The organism is Streptomyces sp. 4F14 (assembly GCF_048159485.1).
Taxonomy (GTDB): domain Bacteria; phylum Actinomycetota; class Actinomycetes; order Streptomycetales; family Streptomycetaceae; genus Streptomyces.
In genome coordinates this window covers 147,216-170,048 of record NZ_JBLRVY010000004.1, presented here as the reverse complement: position 1 = coordinate 170,048, position 22,833 = coordinate 147,216, and the positions used below count along the sequence as shown (strand labels likewise).

Below are 22,833 nucleotides of genomic sequence, written 5' to 3'. Positions count from 1 at the left end.
CCGGCTCGACGCGACGAGGGAGCGACCACCCCGGTCCGTGGTGGAGTTGGCTGCACCTGCGCTCGTCGTACGAGGACCGCAGTACAGGAGGTGAGGCGGGATGGGGTCGACCGAGACCGTGATGGGTAGGCCGCGCGCCACGTCGAGGCCCGCGCTCGAACGGCTGGGGTTCGAGCTGTTCGCCCGGCGGGGCTTCGACCGGACGACCGTGGACGACATCGCGGACGCGGCCGGTATCGGACGGCGCACGTTCTTCCGGTACTTCGCCTCCAAGAACGACCTCGTGTGGGGCGACTTCGAGGAGCAGTTGGTCAGGCTGGAGACACTGCTCGCCGCTGCCGACCCGCAGACGCCGATGATGGACGCCGTGCGCGAGGCGGTCGTCGAGTTCAACCGCTTCGACCCCGCGGTCGTCCCCTGGCACCGCCAGCGCATGACCCTGATCCTCGAAGTCCCCACCCTCAAAGCGGACTCGGCCGTCCGCTACGCCTCCTGGCGGGCCCTCGTCACCGAGTTCGCGGCACGACGCCTCGGCCTCCCCGCGACCGACCTGCTGCCCCGCCTGATCGGCGGCACCGTCCTGGCCGCCTGCGTCGCCGCCTACGAACAGTGGCTCACCGACGAGGACGCCGACCTGAGTGACCTCCTGTCCACGTCAATCAGCCAACTGGCCGCCGGATACGCCCACTTGTAGCATCCCGGCGGCGACCACCTCCCCGACGAGCACGGCCGTCGCGGCCGGACCCCGCAGCGGGGGAGCGGGCAGGACCGACGTGTCCGCGACCCGCAGCCCCCGCACCCCGCGCACCCTGCCGTACGCGTCCACGGCCGACCCCAACGGCACGGTCCCGCACGTGTGCTGAGCCGTCCCGAGGCGCTCCAGGATCCAGGCGTCGAGGAGTTGATCGTCCCGCAGCGTCGGGAACCCCGGCGCGACCAGCCCGCCGCCCGCCAACTCGGCGGTGACCCGCACGACTTCACGCATCCGGCGCCGGTCGTCGCCGCTCGCCAGATACCCGTACGCCAGCGCGGGCGGCCGGTGCGGGTCGGCGCTCACCGTCCGCATCCGGCCCGTCAGCCTGGGCGTCTGCACGGAGGCGAGGAACGCGAGCGGAGCCCCCGGCACCGACACCCGGCCACTCGTCAACCCGGCCAGAGGGACCAGCGACTGAAGGATCTCCAGGTCACCGCCGGGATGCTCCCCGTCCGACGCCGGCAGGTGCAGCGCCCCGCCCAGCCAGGAACCCGACGGCTCCGGCATTTCTCCCGGTGGCCGCCACTCCAGGACCACCTGAGGATGGTCACCGAACCGCGCGCCCACCTCCGGGACATCGCTCACGACCGCGATCCCCAGCGCCTCCAGCTCCCGGCGCGGCCCCACCCCGGACAGGTGGAGCAGATGCGGAGAGCGCAACGCCCCCGCGCACAGCACCACTTCACCGCCGCACACCATCCGGCGCAGCCCGTCCCGCTCCACCTCGACGCCGGTCGCGCGACCCCGCTCGACGACGACCCGCAGGACCGTACTGCCGCCCTGGACACGGAGGTTGGGGCGGTCCAGCGCGCCGAGGAGGTGACTGAGGCCGGTGTTGATCCGGACGCCGTCCACCGTGTTGGTCGGGACCGGACCGAACCCCGGCGCTCCGTCGGCGTTCTTGTCGGGTTCCTCGGGAAAACCCAGGCGCAGAGCGGCCGTTCGGAACGCTTCGGCGGCCGGATGGGCCAACTCCGTGCGGGTCAGGCCGGTTTCGAGCGAGCGCAGGAGCGGCAGCAGCCGGTCGTACGACCAGACGCTCCCGCCCGCCACCGCCGACCACCGGTCGAAGTCCTCCCGCCGGGCCCGGATGAAGTAACCCCCGTTCACCGCGGTCGACCCGCCGAGCCCCCGCCCCCGCACGACCGTGTACGGCCGCGACGGCGTCAGACGGACGTCGTACGGCTGGACGGCGGGATGCCCCGGCCGGGCGCCGGGGACGAGCCGGGCGTCGAGCACCTCGGGGCCGAACCCGGCCACGGGCCCCGCCTCCAGGACCAGCACCCGGCGTCCGGGATCCTCGCTCAGCCGGGCCGCGAGCACCGCGCCACTGCCCCCGGCGCCCACCACGACGACATCCGCGCGCTCCATGGGCACCGGATTCAACTCCCCGCGCCCGCCCCGCACAAGACCCCGTCCCGCTGGCCGGGAACACCGGCCCCTTCACTTATGGCACGTGGTGCCATTACTCTCCCGGCAACCGACGGAAGACGTCCGAGGGAGAGTCGCATGACCGAGCTCCGATCCGAACCGTCCGAAGAAACCGCCGAGTTGGAGACACCCCCGCTGATCGAGGCGGAAGACCTCCTGGAGGAGATCTCCATCGACGGCATGTGCGGCGTCTACTAGGGGCCGCCGCATGACAGGGATCGACCTCGACCGCGCCTGGGACCTGCACCCGCAGGTCTCGGTGCGGCCCGAGCCCTTCGGGGCGCTGCTCTACCACTTCGGCACCCGCAGGCTCACGTTCCTCAAGGACCGCCGCCTCCTCGCCGCCGTCGACCGCCTCGCGCAGGCGCCCACCGCCCGCGCCGCCTGCCGCGACGCCGGGATCGAGGAGAGCGAACTCCCGCGCTACCGCGCCGCGTTGGCCGCCCTCGCCGACTCCGCCATGCTCGTCGGAAGGACGACCCCATGACCCGGCTTACCGACCTGTTCGAGCACGGACTCGACGCGCCGATCTGCCTCACCTGGGAACTCACCTACGCCTGCAACCTCGCCTGCGCCCACTGCCTCTCCAGCTCGGGCCGCCGCGACCCCCGCGAACTCACCACCGCCGAAGCCAAGGCGGTCATCGACGAGCTGGAGGCCATGAAGGTCTTCTACGTCAACATCGGCGGCGGCGAACCCACCGTCCGCCCCGACTTCTGGGACCTCCTCGACCACGCCACCGCCCACCACGTCGGCGTCAAGTTCTCCACCAACGGCGTCCGCATCACCCCGCACGCCGCAGGCCGCCTCGCCCGCAACGACTACGTCGACGTCCAGATCTCCCTGGACGGCGCCACCCCCGACGTCAACGACGCGCTGCGCGGCCGGGGTTCGTACGCGACGGCGATCAGAGCCCTGGAGAACCTCGCCGCCGCCGGGATGGACAACGTCAAGATCTCCGTGGTCTGCACCCGCCACAACATCCCCCAGCTCGACGCGTTCAAGGCCCTCGCCGACCGCTACGGCGCCACCCTGCGCCTCACCCGCCTGCGCCCCTCCGGACGCGGCGCCGACGTCTGGGACGACCTCCACCCCACCGCCGCCCAGCAACGCGAGCTGTACGACTGGCTGTTGGCTCACGGCGAGTCCGTCCTCACCGGAGACTCCTTCTTCCACCTCTCCGCGTACGGCGAACCGCTGCCCGGCCTCAACCTGTGCGGCGCCGGACGCGTCGTGTGCCTCATCGACCCCGTCGGCGACGTCTACGCCTGCCCGTTCGCCATCCACGACGAGTTCCTCGCCGGGAACGTCCGCGACCCCGGCGGATTCGCCCAAGTCTGGCGCGACTCCGAGCTGTTCGGGCGGCTGCGCACCCCGCAGCACGGCGGCGCCTGCGCGTCCTGCGCCTTCTACGACACCTGCAAGGGCGGCTGCATGGCCGCGAAGTTCTTCACCGGCCTCCCGCTCGACGGCCCCGACCCCGAATGCGTCCAGGGCCACGGCGAGCGACTGCTCACCCTCCGCGACCCGGTGCTCCTGCCCAAACCGTCCGGCGACCACTCCCGGCCCGCCCGCGCCTGCGACGAGAGCCCGCTGACCATCGTCAGGAAAGCCCATGCCTAGAAACCCCTGGTTCGAGACGGTCGCCGAGGCACAGCGCCGGGCCAGGAAACGCCTCCCCGCCTCCGTCTACGGCGCCCTCCTCGCGGGCTCCGAACGCGGCCGCACCCTCCGGTCGAACGTGTCCGCCTTCGCCGAACTCGGCTTCTCCCCACGGGTGGTGGGCCACCACGCACAGCGCGACCTGACCACCACCGTCCTCGGCGTCCCCGCCGCATTCCCCGTCGTCATCTCCCCGACCGGCGTCCAGGCCGTCGACCCCGAGGGCGAGGTCGCCGTCGCCCGAGCCGCCGCGAACCGGGGCATCCCGATGGGCCTCAGCTCCTTCGCGAGCCGCCCCGTCGAAGAGGTCGCCGCCGCCCAGCCGGACCTGTTCTTCCAGCTCTACTGGAGCGGCACCCGCGACACGATGATCCGCCGCATGGACCGCGCCCGCACGGCAGGCGCCAAGGCCCTCATCGTCACCCTCGACTGGTCCTTCTCACAGGGCCGCGACTGGGGAAGTCCCGCCATTCCGGAGCGACTCGACCTCCGGACGATGCTCAAGTTCGCCCCGGACGTCCTCCCCAAGCCCGGCTGGCTCCTCAAGTACGCGAAGGCCGGCCGCCTCCCCGACCTGACCGTCCCCAACCTCACCGAACCCGGCGCCGCACCCCTCACCTTCTTCGGCGCCTACGGCGAATGGACGCAGACCCCACCTCCCACCTGGGACGACGTCAAATGGCTCCGCGAGGAGTGGGGCGGCCCCTTCCTCCTCAAGGGCGTCACCCGCGTCGACGACGCGAAACGCGCGGTGGACGCGGGCGTCACCGCCCTGTCCGTCTCCAACCACGGCGGCAACAACCTCGACACCACCCCCGCCACCATCCGCCTCCTCCCCGCGATCACCGAAGCCGTCGGCGACCAGGTCGAGGTCCTCCTCGACGGCGGGATACGACGCGGCGGCGACGTCGCGAAAGCCCTCGCCCTCGGCGCGCGAGCCGTCCTCGTCGGCCGCGCCTACCTGTGGGGCCTCGCCGCGAACGGACAGGCCGGCGTGGAGAACGTCCTCGACATCCTGCGCGGCGGCCTCGACTCGGCGGTCCTCGGCCTCGGCCGCGCGGCCGTCCACGAACTCGCCCCGGACGACCTGGTGATCCCGCCCGGCTTCCGCCTCGACCCGGCATGACGGCGTCCCTGTCCTACGCCGTCTGGCCCGCCGTACCGCGCGGCACCCTCGTCCTCGTCCCCGTCGGCTCCACCGAACAGCACGGACCGCACCTGCCGCTCGACACGGACACGGTCGTCGCCGACGCCGTGGCCCGGCGCGCGGCACGGGAGTTCCCGGGCGCGCTCGTCGCCCCGGCCCTCGCGTACGGGGCGAGCGGGGAACACGCCGGGTTCCCCGGGACCGTGTCCATCGGGCGCGAGGCCCTGCACGCCGTGCTCGTCGAGGTGGCACGCTCACTCGCGCTCTGGGCCGGGCGCGTCGTCCTCGTCAACGGGCACGGCGGGAACACGGCGACCGTCGCCGACGCTGCGAGGATCCTCCGTGAAGAAGGACACGACCTTGCCTGGACAGGCTGCGAGATCCCCGGCGGCGACGCACACGCCGGACGCACCGAGACGTCCCTCATGCTGCACCTCGCCCCGGAACACGTCCGCCTCGACGCGGCCGTCGCCGGGGACACCAGGCCGCTGGCCGATCTGATGCTGGAACTGGTCGCGCGCGGCGTGCGAGCCGTGTCACCCAACGGAGTGCTCGGGGACCCGGCCGGGGCGTCGGCGGAGGAAGGGCGGCGGACCCTGGACCGTATGACCGACGCCACGGTCCACCGCATCAAGGCGTGGACGGTCGACACCCGAGGGCGCCTGAGATGACCACCGTCGCACTGGACCGCCACACCCACGTCCTCGACGACGGCCGCGCCCTCCTGGGCGGCTCCCCGACCCGGCTCCTCAAACTCGCGCCCAGAGCACGGGAGTTGATGACCGGCAGAACCCTCACCGTCCGCGACACGGCGAGCGCCCTCCTGGCGGACCGCCTCCTCGACACGGGCATGGCCCACCCGGTCATCGAGACCTACGGCCCCCCAACCGACCCGCGCTACACAGTGGTTGTCCCGGTCCGCGACCGCCCCCGCCAACTCGAACGGCTCCTGCGGAGCATCGGCGACCACCCGGTGATCGTCGTGGACGACGCCTCGCACGATCCAGGGGCCGTCGCACGCGTGGCCACCCAATTCGGTGCCCAGCTCGTCCAGTTGGCCACCAATCAAGGCCCCGCCGGAGCCCGCAACGCCGGCCTGCGGCGCGTCACCACGCCGTACGTCGTCTTCGCCGACTCGGACGTCGTCCTTAACCCCGACACCGTCCCCACCCTCCTGCGCCACTTCACCGACCCCCGCGTCGCCCTGGCCGTCCCCCGAATCACCGGCCTCCCCGCCCCGAACCCCACCTGGATCGAACGGTACGAGAACGCCCGCTCCTCCCTGGACCTCGGCGCGCACCCGGCACTGGTACGGCCCGGGACGCCGGTGTCCTGGGTGCCAACTGCTTGTGCGGTGGCCCGAGTCGACGCGCTACAGAAGGGCTTCGACGAGGAGCTGCGGGTCGGCGAGGACGTGGACCTGTGCTGGCGGCTCATCGAAGAGGGCCGGCGTGTGCGGTACGAGCCCTCCGTCCGGGCCGCGCACGAACACCGCACGCGCCTCGACGACTGGCTCACCCGCAAGGCCGTGTACGGAACCGGCGCCGCCCCCCTCGCCCACCGCTACCCCGAGTTCATCGCGCCCGCCGTCCTCGCCCCGTGGAGCGCCCTGTTCGCGGCCTCGCTGCTCGCCCAGCGCCGCTGGTCCGCGCCGGTCGCGGCGGGCGTCCTCGCGGTGACCGCCGTACGGGTGGGCCGCAAGCTCGACGGGACCGGACACCCGTACCGGTTGGCCGCGCGGCTCACCGGGAACGGTGCCCTCGCGGCCCTCGCGCAGACCTCGGCGCTCCTGAACCGGCACTGGTGGCCCCTCACCGCCGCCGGATGCCTCGTGTCCCGGCGGCTGCGCAGGGCTGCCGTGGTCGCCGCCGTGGCCGATATCGCCCTTGAACACCCCAGCCCCAGTGGCCTGTTGAGGTACGGCGTCGCCCGGCGTCTCGACGACCTCGCGTACGGCGCCGGCGTCTGGATGTCGGCGCTACGGGACCGCTCGACGCTCGCCCTGCGACCCCGCTTCACGGCTGTCCCGGTCAGCGGAAAGCGTCCGGCGGGCCCGGGGCACGCACCCCGAGACTGAGATCGTCCCGGCGCCGTGACCATGCGCGGCGCCGGCGTCGATTCAGTCACCAGGAGGTGCGCGTGACGCATGAAGTGGTCGGCCGTGTCGAGGAGTCCGGGGCCGAACTGGCCGCACTCGCCGACGACAACGAGGCACTCGGCAAACTCAGCGACCGGACGGTGGAACTGCTCCGCTCGGCCGGGGTCATCCGCATGCTGCAACCCAAGGCGTACGGCGGCTACGAGGCCCACCCGAGGGACTTCGCCGAGGCCGTGATGGCGGTCGCCCGGCACGACGGCGCCGCCGGCTGGGTGTGCGGCGTCGTCGGCGTGCACCCCTGGGAGCTGGCCCAGATGGACCCCCGGCTCGCCCAGGAGGTGTGGGGCGACGACCCGGACACCTGGATCGCCTCCCCGTACATGCCGAACGGCATCGCCGAACCCGTCGACGGCGGCTACGTGTTGAGCGGGCGGTGGCCGTTCTCCTCCGGCAGCGACCACTGCCGCTGGGACTTCCTCGGTGCGCTCCTCGGCAACGGCAACGGCAAGGGCCGGCCCGCCCAGCCCATCACCGTCCTGCACGTCGTGCTGCCCCGCTCCGACTACGAGATCATCGAGGGGAGTTGGGACGTCGTCGGCCTCAGCGGCACCGGCAGCAAGGACGTCGTCGTCGACAAGGCGTTCGTCCCCAGCCACCGCGCGATCCGCCAGGAAGCGGTGCAAGAGGGCGTCGCCGCCGAGGAGTTCGGGATCAACGACACCCTCTACCGGCTGCCGTTCAGCTCGATGTTCCCGCTCGGCATCACCTCCGCCGTCATCGGCATCTGCGAAGGCGCGCTCGCCCTGCACCTCGCCCAGCAGAAGGAACGCGTCGCCGTCACCGGCGTCCAGGTCCGCGACGACCCCTACGTCCTGTACGCCGCCGGGGAGGCCGCCGCCGAGGTCGCCGCCTCCCGGGTCCAACTCCTCGACGGCATCAGCCGCTTGTACGACAAGGCCGAGTCCGGGCAGAAGATCACCGTCGAGGACCGGGCCGACGTACGGCGCAACCAGGTGCGCTGCGCCTGGCGGGCCGTCGGCGCGCTCGACCAGATCTTCACCCGCTCCGGCGGCAACGCGATCCGCCGGAACAACCCGATGCAGCGGTACTGGCGGGACGCGCACGTCGGACTCCAGCACATGATCCACGTACCGGGTGCCGCCTACCACGCGAACGCGCTCGCCGGCATGGGCCTCGAACTGCCCGAGCCGATGCGCGTGCTGATATGAACCCGCGGGAGTTCCGCGACGTCCTCGGCAACTTCCCGACGTCCGTCGTCGCCGTCACCACCACGGGCGCGGACGGACTCCCGCACGGCATGGTCGTCGGCACCTTCACCTCCGTCTCCCTCGACCCGCCGCTGGTCTCCTTCCTCGCGGACCGCTCCTCCGCCACCCTGCGCACGATCCTCGGGGCGGGGCGGTTCTGTGCCAACGCGCTGGCCGGGAACCAGGAACGGCTGTCGCGGAAGCTGGCGAGCGGGCCGGGGCGCGGGCGGTTCGAGGGGGTCGCCTGGAGCCCGTCGTCGAACGGGAACCCGGTGCTGGACGGTGTCGTCGCCTGGGTCGACTGCGCCGTGGAGCGCGAGGTCGGGATCGGGGACCACCTGCTGGTCGTCGGGCGGGTGCGGGACCTGCGCGTCGAGTCGATGAAGACCCCGCTGCTGTTCTTCCGCGGCGGGTACGGCGACTACCTGTCCAGCGCGGCCGTGCTGCTGGACAGCCTCGTCGGCTGGGACGAGATCGGGAGACAGCCGGGCGCACATCCGTGACAAGGAGCCGCAGATGCCGCAGATGAGACCTGACCGCTACATCAGACTGCAACGCCTCTCCGCCTGGTGCGGAGTCGTCCTGTTCGTGGGATTCCTCGCCGCGTTCCTCGTGGGCCACCTCACCCCGCCGATGAGCCCGACGGAGAGCCCCGAGGACATCGTGAAGTTCCTCAAGGACCATCGCACAGGCATCCTCACCTGTGTCGCCCTGATGGTCCTGCTCGTCCCCTTCGAGTACCCCTACGTCGTCGTGACGAGCCTCCAGATGCGCCGCGTCGAGGGCGGCTGGGGGCTGATGTCCATGATCCAGGTCCTCACCGGGGTCGTCGCCCCGCTCGGGTTCTTCTTCCCGCTGGCGATCCTCGCCGCCGCCGCGTACCGGCCCGAGATCCACTCGGCGGACGTGCTGTCCGCGATGACCGACACGTTCTGGCTGATGTTCGTCGGCAACGCCTGCATCTTCGTCCTCCAGGTGTGGTCGATCGGCTACATGTCGTTCATCGACGACACCCGGGAGAAACCCCTCTTCCCGCGCTGGTACGGCTGGCTGAGCATCGTTCTCGGCATCCTGCTGATCCCGGGCGCGTTCGTCTTCCTCAACCGCACCGGACCGCTCGCCTGGGACGGCCTGTTCGCCTACGCCCTCCCGTCGGCGGCCTACTTCGTGTGGAAGATCGCCACCCCCTACGTGCTGCTGAAGGCGATCAGTGACGAGGAACGCGAACTCGCCGCATGACTCAACGGCTGTGCCCCGCAACCGAGTTGCGGGGCACAGCCGTATGCGCTCACAGCGAGAGCGCGAACCCGCCCGTCACGCGCAGCGTCTCACCGGTCACGAACGAGGCCCGGGACGACACGAGATGCAGGAGCGCCTCCACGATGTCCCCTTCCGTGCCCGGGCGTTGGATCACCTGCTCCCCGACGACGCGTTCCAGTTCGGCCGGCGGCAGTTGGGCGCGGACCGCGTCCGTCAGGACCAGCCCCGGGGCGATCGCGTTCACGCGGATCCCGTCCGGCGCGAACTCGCGGGCGAAGGACATCGTCAGCCCGCGCACCGCGAGCTTCGAGACGCCGTAGACGCTGCGGTTCGCGAAGGACGCCGACGACGAGATGTTGACGATGGACGCGCCGTCCCGCCCCTTCATCGCCTCGCGGGCGGCCAGCGAGCAGATCACGACGCCCATGACGTTGACGTCCAGGACCCGCCGTACGGCCGCGAGGCCCAGCTCGGTGAAGGGGCGGTTGTAGGCGGCGTGCAGACCGGCGTTGTTGACCAGCACATCGAGCCCGCCGTACCGCCCGACGATCCCGGCGACGGCCGCGCCCACCGCCTCCTCGTCGGTGACGTCGCAGGCGACCCCGGTGACCCCCGCCCCGAGTCCGGCCGCCGCCTCCGACGCGGCGTCGCCGTCCACGTCCGCGAGGACGACGTACGCGCCCCGTGCCGCGAGTGCCGCCCCGAACGCCCGCCCGAGCCCCCGTGCGCCCCCGGTCACGAGGGCCACCTTCCCCTCCAGCTCCACGCCGCTCACCTCGGCCCGAACCGCTGCCCGGCGTCCAGGCGCAGACACTGGCCGTTCAGCATCGGGTTGTCGACGACGGCGAGCGCCAGCTTCGCGTACTCCTCGGGCCGGCCCAGGCGCCGGGGGAACGCCGCGTCCTTCACCAGCGCGGCCCGCGTCCCGGCGGGGATCCGCTCCGTGGCCCCTGTCTCGAAGAGGCTCGGCGCGATGGCCACGACCCGGATGCCGAGCGAGCCGAGATCGCGGGCCATGGTGAGGGCCATCCCGGCGATCGCCGCTTTGGCCGCCGCGTAGGCGACCTGGCCGATCTGCCCCTCGAACGCGGCGATCGACGAGGTGGTGACGATCACCCCGCGCTCCCCGTCGGGCTCCTCGGGCTCGCCCCGGCTCATGTGGAGGGCGGCGAGGCGGCTGATGTTGAACGTCGCGACCGCGTTGAGGTCCAGGACCCGGCGGAACGTCTCCAGATCGTGCGGGCCGTCCTTGCCGAGCGTGCGCCGGACACTGCCGCCGCCCGCCGTCGTCACCGACACGTGCAGCCCGCCGAGCGCGTCGACGGCGTCGGCGAGCGCGGTCTCGGTGGCCGCGAAGTCCGTCACGTCCACGGGGTGGAACGTCCCGCCGAACGCGGCGGCGACCTCCCTCCCGGCCGACGCGGGACGGTCCAGCACGGCCACCTCGGCGCCGCGCGCCGCGAGGAGTCCGGCGGTGGCCCGGCCCATCCCGGACGCCCCGCCGACCACCACGGCCTTCTTGCCCTTGATCTCCATCAGGAACCCTTCGGATCGGTGAGGCCCGGCATCAACAGCTCGCACAACCGGTCACGATGAACGGCCGCGTCCCCGTACAGCACGCTGTCCGCACGGGCCCGCCGCAGATACAGATGCAGATCGTGCTCCCACGTGAAGCCGATCCCCCCGTGCAACTGGAGCGCCCGGCCCGCGACGTGAGGGGCCCCGGCCGCGACGTACGACGCGGCGGCACAGGCCGCCCGCTCGGCGTCGCCCTCGGCCATCGCGGCGTAGTAGGTCGCCGCCCGCGCCCCGTGCACCAGCAGCGCCATGTCCGCGCACGCGTGCTTCACCGCCTGGAAGGCGCCGACCGGCCGCCCGAACTGTACGCGCGTCGTGGTGTGTTCGACGGTCAGCTCCAGCATCCGTTCCATCGCCCCGAGCGCGTCCGCACACCGCAGCACCGACGCCTCGTCCAACAACCGCTGGATATCGGCCGGTTCGGCGTCGAGCCGCTGCGCGGACCGTACGCCGGTGAGCCGGACCTCGTAGAACGCCCGCGTGGGGTCGAGGACCTGCTGCCGCCTCACCGTGACCCCGGGCGCGGAGCGGTCGACCAGGTACGACGCCGGCGTGCCCTCCTGGAGCGCCGTCACCAGCAGCCAACGGGCGCCGCCCGCATCCTGCACGGCCGTCTTCACCCCGTCGAGGACGTATCCGCCGCCCCTCTCCGGCTTCGCCGTGGCACGGATGCCGGCGAGGGACCACGGGGCGCGGGGCTCCGCGAACGCCCAGGTGGCCCAGGCCGCTCCGGCGGCCAGCTCGGGCAGCACCTCCGCCCGGAGACCGGGCGGCCCGGCGTCGGCGAGCGCGCGCCCGACGATGGCCGTCGGCAGGAACGGCCCCCGCCCCAGCGCCCGCCCGATCTCCTCGGCCACCAGCGCGAGTTCCACCAGCCCCTGCCCCGCGCCCCCGTACTCCTCCGGCAGCCCCAGACCGGGCCAGCCGAGGCCGGCGGTCAGCCGCCACACCTCGGGATCGACGTCCTCGTCCCCCTCCGCCCACGCCCGTACCCGCTCGACGGGGGCCCGGTCCGCCAGGAGGTCGCGCGAGGCCGCGCGCAGCATCTCCTGCTCCTCACTGAGCTCGAAGTCCATGGAGACGCCCATCTCAACGCGCCGCCCACGTCACGGACTTCGTCTGCACGTACTCCTCCAGCCCGAACTCCCCCCACTCCCGCCCCAGCCCGCTCTGCTTGTACCCCCCGAACGCCACCCGCGGACTCACCCCCGCGCTGCCCCCGTTCACAGCCACTCCGCCCGCCCGGATCCGCGCGGCGATCTCGTACGCGGCGACCGGATCCGCGCTCCAGACGCCGGCGGCCAGCCCGTACGGACTGTCGTTGGCGATCCGTACGGCCTCCTCGTCGTCCGCGAACGGGATGACGACCCCGACCGGCCCGAAGAACTCGGTGCGGGCGACGGTCATGGAGTTGTCGACGTCCGTGAAGAGCGTCGGCTCGACGAACCACCCCCGCTCCAGGCCGACAGGCCGACGGCCGCCGTACGCCAGTCGCGCCCCCTCCTCCTCGCCGGTGCGGATCAGCTTCTCCACCTTGTCGCGCTGGGCGGCGCTGATCAGGGGGCCCATGGTGGTCGCCGGGTCGGCGGGGTCGCCGGTGCGTACCTGGGCGAGCCCTTCGGTGAGCCGGGCCACGAACTCGTCGTGCACACAAGCGTGGACGAGCGTCCGGGTCAGCAGCGAACACCCCTGGCCGGCGTGGGTGACGATCCCGGCGAGCGAGGAGCGGACGGCGCCGTCCAGGTCGGCGTCCGCGCGGACCAGGTTCGCCGACTTGCCGCCCAGCTCCAGGACGACCTTCTTCAGGGAGGCGGCGGCCTGGCCGTACACCAGTCGGCCGACGGTGTCGGAGCCGGTGAAGCTGACGAGGTCCACCATCGGGTGGGTGGTCAGGACCCGGCCCGCCTCCGCGTCGCCGGTCACGATGTTGAGGACGCCCGGCGGCAGTCCGGCCGCGTCGGCGAAGTCACCGATCAGCAGGGACTCCAGGGGCGTGGCGGGCGCGGGCTTCAGCACGGCCGTGCAGCCCGCCGCGAGCGCGGGGATCACCTTCATCATGCTGAGGAAGAAGGGGAAGTTGTACGCCGAGATCAGCGCGCACACCCCGAACGCCTCGCGGCGCAGCACCCCTTGGGAGATGCCGAGGCCCGGCACGGGTGTCGGGGCCACCGGGCGCTCCCAGTCGAACGCCGGCAGCACGCGCTCCGCCATGTCCCGCAGGTGGGCGACCGGGACGCGGGTCTGGAGGGTCTCGGCGAGCGCGCGCACCGAGCCCGCCTCGGCCATGTTGACCGCGACGAGTTCGGGGAGCCTGCGCTCCATCTCCTCGGCCATCCGCAGCAGGACGGCGGCCCGTTCGCGGGGGCGCATCCGGGGCCACGGTCCCTCGTCGAAAGCGCGCCGGGCGGCCTCGACGGCGCGGCGCACGTCGTCGGGTCCGGCGTCCGGGACCTCGGCGATCGGCTCTTCGGTCGCGGGGTTGCGCACGACCAGGGACGTGGTGGCGCGGCCGTCGGTGCGGTGGCCGTCGAGGTAGAGCTGAGTGGAGAACGCGTAGGCCGTCGTCATGGTATTGAGTGTACTTAATTGAGGGCTGCGGGAAAGGGGTCCGGTCGCAGCTCCTTGTGTCGGCGTTCTGTCAGGTTGGCGGACCGTGTGACCTCGTGGAATCCGTGTGCTGAATCATTGACTAGACCGATCGGTACAGCTAACTTCGGCGCTATCCGCTCGTGGGGGAGTCCGACGCGAACGACGAGGGTCGAAAGAGGTACCGCCAGTGTTCAAGGAATTTGTCGTCTCCGGCGATTCACACATCATCGAGCCGGCCGACCTGTTCAAGGCCCGGCTGCCGAAGGGCCTGCGCGACCGGGCCCTGTGGGAAGAGGAGTTCACCCTCGACGAGCCGATCGTCGAAGGCGGGCACACCGAGTTCAAGAAGCTCCACACCATCGGGTTCGACGGCTGGACCATCTCCAAGTACCGCCAGCTCGGCGGCGAGACCCCCGACGGCGACCCCGAGCACATCATCCGCGACATGAACCTCGACGGCGTCGACGCGTCGGTCATGTTCCCGAACCTGTCGCTGTTCGTGCTCTTCACCGACGACCACGAACTGTCCATGGCCCACGCCCGGGTGTGGAACGACTACCTCGTCGAGCGCTACCTCCCCTACAAGGACCGGCTGCGCCCCACCGCCGCGATCCCGCTGACCGACGTCCCCGCAGCGGTCGCCGAGATCGAGCGCTGCGCCCGCCTCGGCCTCGGCGCGATCCTCCTCCCGGAGATCCCGCCGCTGCCGTACTACGCCCGCGAGTACGACCCCGTCTGGGCCGCCGCGCAGGCGCACGGCCTGCCCGTCTTCATCCACGTCGCGACCGGCGGGGTCAAGGTCAGGGAGACCGTCTCCGAGACGGCCATGACCGTCCGGGGCCTCATGACGGCCGTCAACCAGGGCAAGGGCAACCTGACGGACAGCATGGTCGCCGGCCGCACCATGGGCAGCGCCGTCGGCTCCGCCGTCGCCGGGCCGCAGGGCATCATCGCGAGCCTCGTCGGCGGCGGGGTCTGCGAGCGCTTCCCCGACCTGCACTTCAACCTCATCGAGTACACCGCCGGCTGGCTCGTCTCCTTCATGGGCTACATGGACAAGGCGTGGAAGACCGGCACCGGCCAGGACTCCGACTGGTGGCTCGGCTTCTGGGACGACAACCGCCCCGCGCACGACCAGCCCGCGATGGGCCGCCTCTTCGCCATCAACGACAAATGGCCCTACCCCCTCAAGCCCACCGAGTACGTCCGCCGCCAGATCCACGTCCAGTTCGCCGACGACCCCACCGCCGTCAAGGCCCGCCACATCACCGGCCTCTCCACGATCATGTGGGGCAACGACTACCCCCACGCCGAGGGCACCTTCCGCTCCAGCGCGGACTGCGTCGCCGAGAACTTCGAGGGGGTCGGCACGGAGGACCGCGCGGCGATCCTCGGCGGGACCCTGGCGAAGGTGGTCGGCTTCGACGCGAGCAGGAAGCTGGCGCCGGTGCCGGAGACGATCTGAGGCCGGAGAACAGCCGGGTCCCCGCAGCGCCGTCCGCTGCGGGGACCCGGCCGGCTTCAGGGAGCGGCGGCCCCGATCAGCTCCAGCGCCGAACGCGCGTACGCCGCCCGCCGTCCGGGGCTCACCAGATAGCTCGGCGGCGCGAAGTACCCGACGTCGCGGGGGAGTGACCCGGCCCGGCGGGCCAGCGTCTCCTTCGCCTCCGCCGTCGTCCCGCACACCGCGATCTCCGCCAGCATCCCGTCGGTGACCGCCTGCGCCATCGCCTCGGAGTCGCCGTTCCTGAACGCCCCGCGCAACGCGGCGACTTGCTCCTGCCAGCCGTGGTGCGCGACGAACGGGTCGTACGTCTTCACCGTCAGATAGAAGGCGATCATGCGGCGCGCGTCGGCGCGGGCGCGCTCGGGGGCGTTGTCGTCGACGGCCGTGATGATCCAGCCGTGTTCGAGCAGCGGGCGCCCGATCGTGGCGGGCCGTACGACGTCGTTCCACCAGGAGGCGGTGAACAGGCCGTGCCCCACGATCCCGTCGGCGACCCGCGCGGCCGTCGTCGCCATCCGCCGGTTGAACGCGGCGAGCAGGACGGGGATGTCCAGCCGCCCGAGCACCGGCGCCCGCACGTCCGCGTCCACGGCGAGGAACTCCCCGGAGTAGCGCACCGGTTGCCCGTTCTCCGCGCCCAGCCAGGCCCGTACGGCGCCGACGGTCTCGGCGATGCGCTCCACCGGCCGGTCGGCGGGCACCCCGAGCCAGTCCCGGTTGACGCGGAACGCGGCGCTGCCGAGCCCGAGGAAGAGCCGGCCCGGCGCCTGCGCGTGCAGGTGGCGCAGGGCGGTGGCGTGGGCGTAGGGCGTGCGCGCGAAGGCGTAGGCGATGGCGGGACCGGCGAGCGCGCGCTCGGTGTTCGCGACGATCTCGGCGACCGTGAGGTAGGCGTCGTGATCGGCGAACTCCCCCGCGCAGAACGCGTCCACGCCGGCCTCCTCGGCCTCCCTCCCCACCTCCCGTCCGGGCCAGGGCATGCCGAACCGCATGAGAACCTCCCGAAGACTGAAACGGTGAGATGAGTACACTCATTCGGGAGAGTAGGGGAGTGTCACCGCAGTGTCCACCGCCCCCGCTCCACCGCCGAACGCTCCACCTGGGCCTTCCCGACCGGATTGCCGATCTGCGTGTACGACAGCCCCGTACGCAGCGCCTGGGTGCGCGTCGCGTCCAGTGACTCCCAGATCGCCCGCACCGTCCCCTGGATCACGGCGGGCGGCTTCGCGGCGATGATCCGGGCGATCTCGTCGGCCCGCGCCCACAGTTCCCCGCGCTCCACCACCTCGCTGACCAGCCCGATCTGTAGCGCCCGCGCGGCCGAGACCCGCTCGTCGAGGCCGAGCAGCGCGATCCGCAGCGCCTCCCCGAGCGGCACCCGGCGGGCGAGCCCGATCGGCTCCAGCGCGGCCGTGAGCCCGTAGCTGACGTGCGGATCGAAGAACGTCGCCTCCGGCGAACAGATCAGGATGTCCGCCTCGTTGAGCCAGTAGAACGCCCCGCCCGCCGCCATCCCGTGCACCGCGCAGACCAGCGGTTTCCACACCTGGTTGAGCTTCGGCGACAGGAACTCCCCGGGGTCGGTCTGCGACCACGCGTTGGGGTGCCGGTCGATGCCCTCCTTGACGTCCATCCCCGTGCAGAAGGCCCGCTCACCGGCCCCGCGCAGCACGACCACCCGGATGTCGTCGTCCGCCTTGACGGTCTCCCAGACCGCCGCGAACTCCTCCAGCATCCGCTGGTTGAAGCCGTTCATCACCTCGGGGCGGTTCAGCGTGACCGTGGCGACGTGGTCGGCCACCTCGAACAGGACGGTCCTGAGATCCATCCGACGACTCCCATCTCGACGTGATCGGGCTAAGTAGTATACTTTTTTCGCGTTGCTCGGCACAGTTGCTCGGTCACTCGATACTCGCGGAGGACGCTGCGATGAGGCCACGCGTGGGGCAGATGCTCGCCAGTACCGTCGACACGACGGCGGTGATCGTCGTCCGCTGCCCGGACACCGAACTCGACATCACCTGCGGGGGCGCCCCGATGACCGAGGGCACCACCACGGGAGCCTCCGCCCCCGCCCCGGCCGGCGGCACCCTGCTCGGCAAGCGGTACGCCGACGAGGAGCACGGCCTCGAACTCCTCTGCACCAAAGGCGGCCCCGGCACCCTCGCGGTCGACGGCGTCCCCCTCCAGGTCAAGAGCGCCAAACCGCTCCCGGCCTCGGACTGAGGGGCTTGCGCCATGCACCTCTCCACGCTGCTCGACATGGCCGCCGAGGGCTTCGGCGACCGGGTCGTCCTCGGCCGGACCCAGGACGGGCTGACCGCCCGGCGTCTGCGCGAACTCGCCGACCACGGCGCCGGGTTGATCGGGGACGCCGACGCGCTGGTCCACCTGGCCGTGAACGGCCCCGCCCTCCCCGTCGCGCTGTTCGCCGCCGCCCGCGCGGGAGTTCCCCTCGTCCCGGTCAACTACCGCCTGGGCGCGGCCCAGTTGGACGCCCTCCTCGCCCGCCACCCCCGAGCCCTCGTCATCGCCGGACCTGACCACGACGAGGCACCGCGCCGCGCCGGACTGCGGATCACGACGCCGCAGGAGTGGCTGACCGGCACGGGCTCGCCCACTGCTCCCACCGGGAGCGACCCCGACGCCCCCGCCGTCCTCATCTACACCAGCGGCACGACCTCCGCCCCCAAAGCGGTCGTCCTGCGCCACCGCAACCTCGTCTCCTACGTCCTGGGCACCGTCGAGTTCGCGGCGGCCGACCCCGAGGAAGCCGCGCTGGTCAGCGTCCCGCCGTACCACATCGCCGCCGTCGCCAACGTGCTCACGCACCTGTACGCGGGCCGCCGGGCGCTGACGCTGGAGAGGTTCACGCCCGACGGCTGGCTGGAGCTGGTGCGGGACCAGGCGGTCACCCACGCCATGGTCGTCCCGACGATGCTCGCCCGGATCATGGACACCCGCGGCCTCGACCGGTCCGTGCCCTCGCTGCGCGCACTCGCCTACGGCGGGGCACGGATGCCGGTGCGGGTCGTGGAGGCGGCGCTGCGGGCCTGGCCGCACGTCGACTTCGTCAACGCCTACGGACTCACCGAGACCTCCTCCACCGTCACCGTCCTCGGCCCGCGCGAGCACCGCGCCGCCCTCAACGCGGACGACCCCGCCGTACGCGCCCGGCTCGGCTCCGCCGGACTGCCGCTGCCCGGCGTCGAGTTGGAGATCCGCGACGCCTCCGGCGCGGTGCTCGGGGCCGGGGAGAAGGGGGAGATCTGGGTGCGGGGCGAGCAGGTGTCGGGGGAGTACGCGGGGCAGGGGGCCGCCGTCGACGGGCGGGGCTTCTTCCCGACCCGCGACCGGGGGCACCTCGACGGCGGCGGCTACCTGCACATCGAGGGGCGGGCCGACGACACGATCATCCGGGGCGCCGAGAACATCGCGCCCGCCGAGATCGAGGACGTCCTGCTGATCCATCCGGACGTGCTCGACGCCGTGGTCGTGGGGGTGCCGGACGAGGAGTGGGGGCAGCGCATCGAAGCGGTCGTCGTCCTGCGGGACGGGGCCGCGGTGGACGCGGACGCACTGCGTTCGCAGGTGCGCGGGGTGCTGCGCGGGTCCAAGACGCCGGACCGCATCGCCTGTTGGGCCGAGTTGCCGCGTACGGCGACCGGGAAGCTCGTACGCCGCGAGATCGTCGAGGCGCTGACCGTACGCGGGGAGGGCGCGTGAACACCGTGGTCGACGAGGAGCTGGCCGAGCGGACGGCCGTCGCCGTACGGGGATGGGTGCCGGGGGCCGGGGTCGTGTCGGTCGCGCCGCTCGCGGGCGGGACGTCGAGCCTCACCTGCACCGCCGTGCTGTCCGGGGTGCCTGCGCGGTACGAGCGGGTCGTGCTGAAGGTGGCGCCGCCGGGGCTCGCGCCCGTACGGAACCGGGATGTGCTGCGGCAGGCTCGGCTGATGCGGGTGCTGGCGGGGGTGGCCGGGGTGCGGGTGCCGCAGGTGCTGTTCACGGACGCGGGGGCGCCGGTCGACCGACAGCCGTTCGTCGCCATGGAGTTCGTGCCGGGGGAGTGCGTCGAGCCGGTGCTCGTGCCGAGGGGGCGGGTCGACGCCGGGGAGGTGCGGGCGCGGGCCTTGGACGCGGCGCGCATGCTGGGGCGGCTGCACCGGGTCGATCCGAAGCGGACCGCGCTCGCCGTCGAGCCCGTGGTGACGCCGGGCGCGGAGATCGGCCGGTGGGCCAAGGCGTTCACGACCGTGCCCGAGGATCTGCGGGGCCGCTGCGAGGAGATCGAGGCGCGGTTGCGGGCGACCGTACCGGCCGCGGTGATGCCGGTGATCACACACGGGGACTTCCGGCTGGGGAACACGCTGTGCTCCGGGGGCACGGTCAACGCCGTGATCGACTGGGAGATCTGGGCGCTGGGAGACCCCCGGGTCGACGTCACCTGGCTGACGTTCTTCACGGACGAGGCCCGCCATCCGGCGTCCGTCTCCGAGGAGTTGACGGGGATGCCGGGCAAGGCGGAGCTGATCGACGCGTACCAGGAGGCGCGGGGCGAAGTCCTGCGGGACATGGGGTGGTTCGAGGCGCTCACCAAGTACAAGGAGGCCGCCGCCACCGCGCTGCTGATCAAACGGGGGCGCAAGGCGGGGGAGTTGACGGACATGCACCGGCGGATGCGGCCGGCTCTGCCGAGGCTGCTGGCGGAGGCGGGGGAGCTGCTCGGCTGACGCTCCCCGGGATCCCCGGCTCCCACCCTGCGGACTGCGTACGCCTCGTCACCGACATGTGGCCCGGCCCTCCTCCGGCTCAGCGCGTGTCGACGAAATGTGAGTGGTGAAAGCCCGCTCGCCAAGGTTCTTCGCGGAGGATGTCGAGAACGTGCCGTCGGCTCCGTCCCAGGGGCAACAGCGGCCAGCACCGGCCGCGCCAGGGATCAGGAGGGACCGTCATGGCGATTCAGCGGATGGACAACGTCGGCATCGTCGTCGAGGACCTGGACGCCGCCGTCGCGTTCTTCGTGGAGCTCGGGATGGAGCTGGAGGGGCGAGCGGAGGTCTCGGGCCTCGTCGCCGACCAGTGCACCGGGCTCGACGGCGTGCACTGCGACATCGCGATGGTCCGGACCCCGGACGGACACAGCCGGCTCGAACTGGCGAAGTACCGCAGCCCCGAGGCGATCAGCACCGGGCCCCGCAACCAGCCGCACAACATCCTGGGCACGCACCGCGTCATGTTCGCCGTCGACGACATCGAGGACACGGTCGCCCGCCTGCGCACCCACGGCGCCGAACTCGTCGGTGAGCTGGCCCGGTACGAGGAGAGCTACCGGCTCTGCTACGTCCGTGGCCCGGAGGGCATCATCGTCGGGCTGGCCGAGCAGCTCGGCTGAACGGCCTGGCTCTAGTACAGGCCACCGTCCACGCGGATCAGCGCACCCGTCGTATAGCTCGACGCGTCGCTCGCCAGGTACAGCGCCGTGCTGACGATCTCCTCCGGACGGCCCGGGCGGCCCAGCGCGCTGCGGGCCGTGCGGCGTTTCTCCTCCGTCCAGGAGGCGGAGATGTCGGTGAGGAAAGGGCCCGCCGAGATCGTGTTGACGCGGACCGTCGGGCCGTACTCCTGGGCGAAGACCGAGGTCAGGGTGTTGAGGGCGGCTTTCGCGCCGGCGTAGGGGGCGAAGCGGGGCTGGGGGAAGAGGGCGCCGGAGGAGGAGACGTTGATGATGGAACCGGCGCCGGCCGCCGCCATGCGCTCGCCGATGAGGGAGGCGAGGCGGAACGGGCCCTTGAAGTTGACGGCGATCACCTTGTCGAAGAGGTCCTCGGAGGTCTGTGCCGAGGACGGGGCGAGCGGGGACATACCGGCGTTGTTGACGAGGACGTCGACCTGGCCGAAGTGGTCGTAGGCGGCGTCGGCCAGCCGGGCGAGGTCGTCCCAGCGGCCGACGTGCGCGGCGACGGGCAGGGCCCGGCGGCCGAGGGCGGCGACCTCCTTCGCGACGGCCTCGCACGCGTCGGACTTCCGGCTGGCGACGACGACGTCCGCCCCGGCCTCGGCGAACGCGCGCACCATCTGGAGCCCGAGCCCCCGGCTGCCGCCGGTGACGAGGGCGACTTTGCCGGTGAGGTCGAACGGGTTCACGCCCCCACCCACTCCGGACGCCCTCACGCCTCCACCCGCCCGCTGAGCGTCTCGTCCCCGATGATGTGCGCGTACCGCTTCCGCGCCGCCTCCAGCCTCGGCGGAATGTGCTCCGACGGGAACAGTCCCTCCGCCGGGCGGTAGCCCTTCAGTACCCGTTTCGCGATCGTCGTCCGGTGCACCTCCGTCGGCCCGTCCGCGAGCGCGAGGTTGGGCGCGGCCATCCACCACTTCGCGAGCGGCAGCTCGTTGGTTGTGCCGAGCGACCCGTGCAGGTGGACCGCCCGCTGGACGATGTCGTGCAGCACCTTCGCCGTCTGCACCTTGCACATCGCGATCTGCGTGCGCGCGGCCCCGTGCGGCTGGGTGTCGATGAGCCACGCCGTGTGCAGGACGAGCAGCCGGAACTGCTGGAGTTCGACCCACGAGTCGGCGATGAACTGCTGGACGGCCTGTTTGTCGGCGAGGAGGGTCCCCTGCGTACGGCGCGACAGCGCGCGCTCGCACATCATGTCGAAGGCACGCGCGCACTTGCCGACCGTCCGCATCGCGTGATGCACCCGGCCCCCGCCGAGCCGCGCCTGCGCGACCTCGAACCCCTGCCCCGGCCCGCCGAGCATCGCGTCGAGGGGGACGCGGACCCGGTGGTAGCGGATGTACGCGTGGATCCCCTCGTCGAGCCCGTCGCGCTCGTCCATGGTGCCGACGTTGCGCTTGACCTCGATGCCGGGCGTCTCGGCGGGCACGACGAACATGGACATCCGGCGGTGCGGCGGCGCGTCCGGATCGGTGACGGCCATGACGACGAGGAAGGCCGCGTACCGGGCGTTGGAGGAGAACCACTTCTCCCCGTCGATGACCCACTCCTCGCCGTCACGCCAGGCGCGGCACACGAACTCCTTGGGATCCGCGCCCGCTTGGGGCTCGGTCATGGAGAACGTCGACACGATGTCCCCGTCGAGCAGCGGCTTCAGGTACCGCTCCTTCTGTGCGTCCGTGCCGAACATCGCGAGGATCTCCGCGTTGCCGGTGTCGGGGGCGGCGGTGCCGAAGACGGTCGGCGCCCAGTAGGAGCGGCCGAGGATCTCGTTCAGCAGGGCCAGCTTGACCTGGCCGTAGCCGGGGCCGTCGAGTTCGGGGCCCAAGTGGCAGGCCCACAGCCCCTGTTGCTTCACCTGCTCACGCAGGGGCCGCAGGATCGCGCGGGCCTTCTCGTTGCCGGTGTCGTAGGGGTCGCCGCCGTGCGGGAAGAGGAGGTCGAGCGGCTCGATCTCGTCGCGGACGAAGGCCGCCGCCCAGTCCAGCTTCGCCTGGAACTCCGGTTCGGTCGTGAAATCCAGCATGCCGAAAACAGTATACTTTTTAGCGTCCTCGGTCCATACTCGTACCCGC

At 72.1% G+C, this 22,833-nt stretch carries 24 protein-coding genes; 15 read left to right on the top strand and 9 right to left on the bottom strand.

Annotated elements, in window-relative coordinates:
- Nucleotides 1-100: 100 nt before the first annotated feature.
- The gene (gene mftR / locus ACLZOT_RS07770) at nt 101-694 is read left to right on the top strand and encodes a mycofactocin system transcriptional regulator (protein ID WP_416968013.1); all 594 of its coding nucleotides are present in this window, start codon (nt 101-103) and stop codon (nt 692-694) included.
- Here the strand turns inward: mftR and ACLZOT_RS07765 are convergent.
- On the bottom strand, nt 656-2,125 hold the full coding sequence (locus ACLZOT_RS07765; protein ID WP_416968314.1) for a GMC family oxidoreductase N-terminal domain-containing protein: 1,470 nt from the start codon (nt 2,123-2,125) through the stop codon (nt 656-658). The two genes, mftR and ACLZOT_RS07765, sit on opposite strands and share 39 nt — an antisense overlap.
- Nucleotides 2,126-2,263: 138 nt before the next feature.
- On the opposite strand from ACLZOT_RS07765, the gene mftA reads away from it, so the two are divergent.
- From mftA to ACLZOT_RS07720, 9 genes are all read left to right on the top strand, one after another.
- Nucleotides 2,264-2,383, top strand: coding sequence for a mycofactocin precursor MftA (gene mftA, locus ACLZOT_RS07760; RefSeq protein ID WP_416968012.1), 120 nt, complete (start codon nt 2,264-2,266; stop codon nt 2,381-2,383).
- A gap of 10 nt (nt 2,384-2,393) precedes the next feature.
- Nucleotides 2,394-2,672 (top strand): mycofactocin biosynthesis chaperone MftB, encoded by a 279-nt coding sequence (gene mftB, locus ACLZOT_RS07755; RefSeq protein ID WP_416968011.1) that lies wholly within the window; start codon nt 2,394-2,396, stop codon nt 2,670-2,672.
- Nucleotides 2,669-3,808: a mycofactocin radical SAM maturase gene (mftC, locus tag ACLZOT_RS07750; protein WP_416968010.1), complete on the top strand. Its 1,140-nt coding sequence runs from the start codon at nt 2,669-2,671 to the stop codon at nt 3,806-3,808. The genes mftB and mftC overlap by 4 nt, the downstream gene beginning before the upstream one ends.
- Nucleotides 3,801-4,973: a pre-mycofactocin synthase MftD gene (mftD, locus tag ACLZOT_RS07745; protein WP_416968009.1), complete on the top strand. Its 1,173-nt coding sequence runs from the start codon at nt 3,801-3,803 to the stop codon at nt 4,971-4,973. Before mftC ends, mftD begins: the two co-directional genes overlap by 8 nt.
- On the top strand, nt 4,970-5,665 hold the full coding sequence (gene mftE / locus ACLZOT_RS07740) for a mycofactocin biosynthesis peptidyl-dipeptidase MftE (protein WP_416968008.1): 696 nt from the start codon (nt 4,970-4,972) through the stop codon (nt 5,663-5,665). Before mftD ends, mftE begins: the two co-directional genes overlap by 4 nt.
- The gene (gene mftF / locus ACLZOT_RS07735) at nt 5,662-7,071 is read left to right on the top strand and encodes a mycofactocin biosynthesis glycosyltransferase MftF (protein WP_416968007.1); all 1,410 of its coding nucleotides are present in this window, start codon (nt 5,662-5,664) and stop codon (nt 7,069-7,071) included. The genes mftE and mftF overlap by 4 nt, the downstream gene beginning before the upstream one ends.
- A gap of 62 nt (nt 7,072-7,133) precedes the next feature.
- Nucleotides 7,134-8,321 carry a hydroxylase gene (locus tag ACLZOT_RS07730; RefSeq protein ID WP_416968006.1) on the top strand — a complete coding sequence of 396 codons (1,188 nt, stop codon included), beginning with the start codon at nt 7,134-7,136 and terminating at the stop codon, nt 8,319-8,321.
- Complete coding sequence (locus ACLZOT_RS07725) at nt 8,318-8,863, top strand: flavin reductase family protein (protein WP_416968005.1); 546 nt, start codon at nt 8,318-8,320, stop codon at nt 8,861-8,863. The genes ACLZOT_RS07730 and ACLZOT_RS07725 overlap by 4 nt, the downstream gene beginning before the upstream one ends.
- A gap of 13 nt (nt 8,864-8,876) precedes the next feature.
- The gene (locus ACLZOT_RS07720; protein ID WP_416968004.1) at nt 8,877-9,599 is read left to right on the top strand and encodes a hypothetical protein; all 723 of its coding nucleotides are present in this window, start codon (nt 8,877-8,879) and stop codon (nt 9,597-9,599) included.
- A 49-nt stretch (nt 9,600-9,648) separates the two neighbouring features.
- Here the strand turns inward: ACLZOT_RS07720 and ACLZOT_RS07715 are convergent, their stop codons facing one another.
- From ACLZOT_RS07715 to ACLZOT_RS07700, 4 genes are read right to left on the bottom strand one after another with little or no spacing between them, the layout of a single operon-like run.
- Nucleotides 9,649-10,386 (bottom strand): SDR family NAD(P)-dependent oxidoreductase, encoded by a 738-nt coding sequence (locus ACLZOT_RS07715; protein WP_416968003.1) that lies wholly within the window; start codon nt 10,384-10,386, stop codon nt 9,649-9,651.
- Between the two features lie 5 nt (nt 10,387-10,391).
- Nucleotides 10,392-11,156, bottom strand: a complete 765-nt coding sequence (locus ACLZOT_RS07710; protein ID WP_416968002.1) for an SDR family NAD(P)-dependent oxidoreductase — start codon at nt 11,154-11,156, stop codon at nt 10,392-10,394.
- On the bottom strand, nt 11,156-12,274 hold the full coding sequence (locus ACLZOT_RS07705; protein WP_416968001.1) for an acyl-CoA dehydrogenase family protein: 1,119 nt from the start codon (nt 12,272-12,274) through the stop codon (nt 11,156-11,158). Before ACLZOT_RS07705 ends, ACLZOT_RS07710 begins: the two co-directional genes overlap by 1 nt.
- A 13-nt stretch (nt 12,275-12,287) precedes the next feature.
- Nucleotides 12,288-13,766, bottom strand: coding sequence for an aldehyde dehydrogenase family protein (locus ACLZOT_RS07700; protein WP_416968000.1), 1,479 nt, complete (start codon nt 13,764-13,766; stop codon nt 12,288-12,290).
- Nucleotides 13,767-13,974: 208 nt separating this feature from the next.
- On the opposite strand from ACLZOT_RS07700, the gene ACLZOT_RS07695 reads away from it, so the two are divergent.
- Nucleotides 13,975-15,252, top strand: coding sequence for an amidohydrolase family protein (locus tag ACLZOT_RS07695; RefSeq protein WP_416967999.1), 1,278 nt, complete (start codon nt 13,975-13,977; stop codon nt 15,250-15,252).
- Nucleotides 15,253-15,308: 56 nt separating this feature from the next.
- Here the strand turns inward: ACLZOT_RS07695 and ACLZOT_RS07690 are convergent, their stop codons facing one another.
- Both ACLZOT_RS07690 and ACLZOT_RS07685 read right to left on the bottom strand, forming a co-directional pair.
- Entirely contained in the window at nt 15,309-16,286 is a 978-nt protein-coding gene (locus ACLZOT_RS07690; protein ID WP_416967998.1) for an LLM class flavin-dependent oxidoreductase, read from the bottom strand.
- A gap of 62 nt (nt 16,287-16,348) precedes the next feature.
- On the bottom strand, nt 16,349-17,122 hold the full coding sequence (locus tag ACLZOT_RS07685; RefSeq protein ID WP_416967997.1) for an enoyl-CoA hydratase/isomerase family protein: 774 nt from the start codon (nt 17,120-17,122) through the stop codon (nt 16,349-16,351).
- Nucleotides 17,123-17,223: 101 nt separating this feature from the next.
- On the opposite strand from ACLZOT_RS07685, the gene ACLZOT_RS07680 reads away from it, so the two are divergent.
- From ACLZOT_RS07680 to ACLZOT_RS07665, 4 genes are all read left to right on the top strand, one after another.
- The gene (locus ACLZOT_RS07680) at nt 17,224-17,520 is read left to right on the top strand and encodes a hypothetical protein (RefSeq protein WP_416967996.1); all 297 of its coding nucleotides are present in this window, start codon (nt 17,224-17,226) and stop codon (nt 17,518-17,520) included.
- A gap of 12 nt (nt 17,521-17,532) precedes the next feature.
- Nucleotides 17,533-19,020, top strand: a complete 1,488-nt coding sequence (locus tag ACLZOT_RS07675; RefSeq protein WP_416967995.1) for a class I adenylate-forming enzyme family protein — start codon at nt 17,533-17,535, stop codon at nt 19,018-19,020.
- Nucleotides 19,017-20,027: a phosphotransferase family protein gene (locus tag ACLZOT_RS07670; protein WP_416967994.1), complete on the top strand. Its 1,011-nt coding sequence runs from the start codon at nt 19,017-19,019 to the stop codon at nt 20,025-20,027. Before ACLZOT_RS07675 ends, ACLZOT_RS07670 begins: the two co-directional genes overlap by 4 nt.
- A gap of 221 nt (nt 20,028-20,248) precedes the next feature.
- Nucleotides 20,249-20,689 carry a VOC family protein gene (locus tag ACLZOT_RS07665; protein WP_416967993.1) on the top strand — a complete coding sequence of 147 codons (441 nt, stop codon included), beginning with the start codon at nt 20,249-20,251 and terminating at the stop codon, nt 20,687-20,689.
- Nucleotides 20,690-20,700: 11 nt separating this feature from the next.
- Here ACLZOT_RS07665 and ACLZOT_RS07660 read toward each other — a convergent pair whose 3' ends face one another.
- The gene (locus ACLZOT_RS07660) at nt 20,701-21,441 is read right to left on the bottom strand and encodes an SDR family NAD(P)-dependent oxidoreductase (protein WP_416967992.1); all 741 of its coding nucleotides are present in this window, start codon (nt 21,439-21,441) and stop codon (nt 20,701-20,703) included.
- Nucleotides 21,442-21,464: 23 nt separating this feature from the next.
- On the bottom strand, nt 21,465-22,784 hold the full coding sequence (locus ACLZOT_RS07655; RefSeq protein ID WP_416967991.1) for an acyl-CoA dehydrogenase family protein: 1,320 nt from the start codon (nt 22,782-22,784) through the stop codon (nt 21,465-21,467).
- Nucleotides 22,785-22,833: the final 49 nt, after the last annotated feature.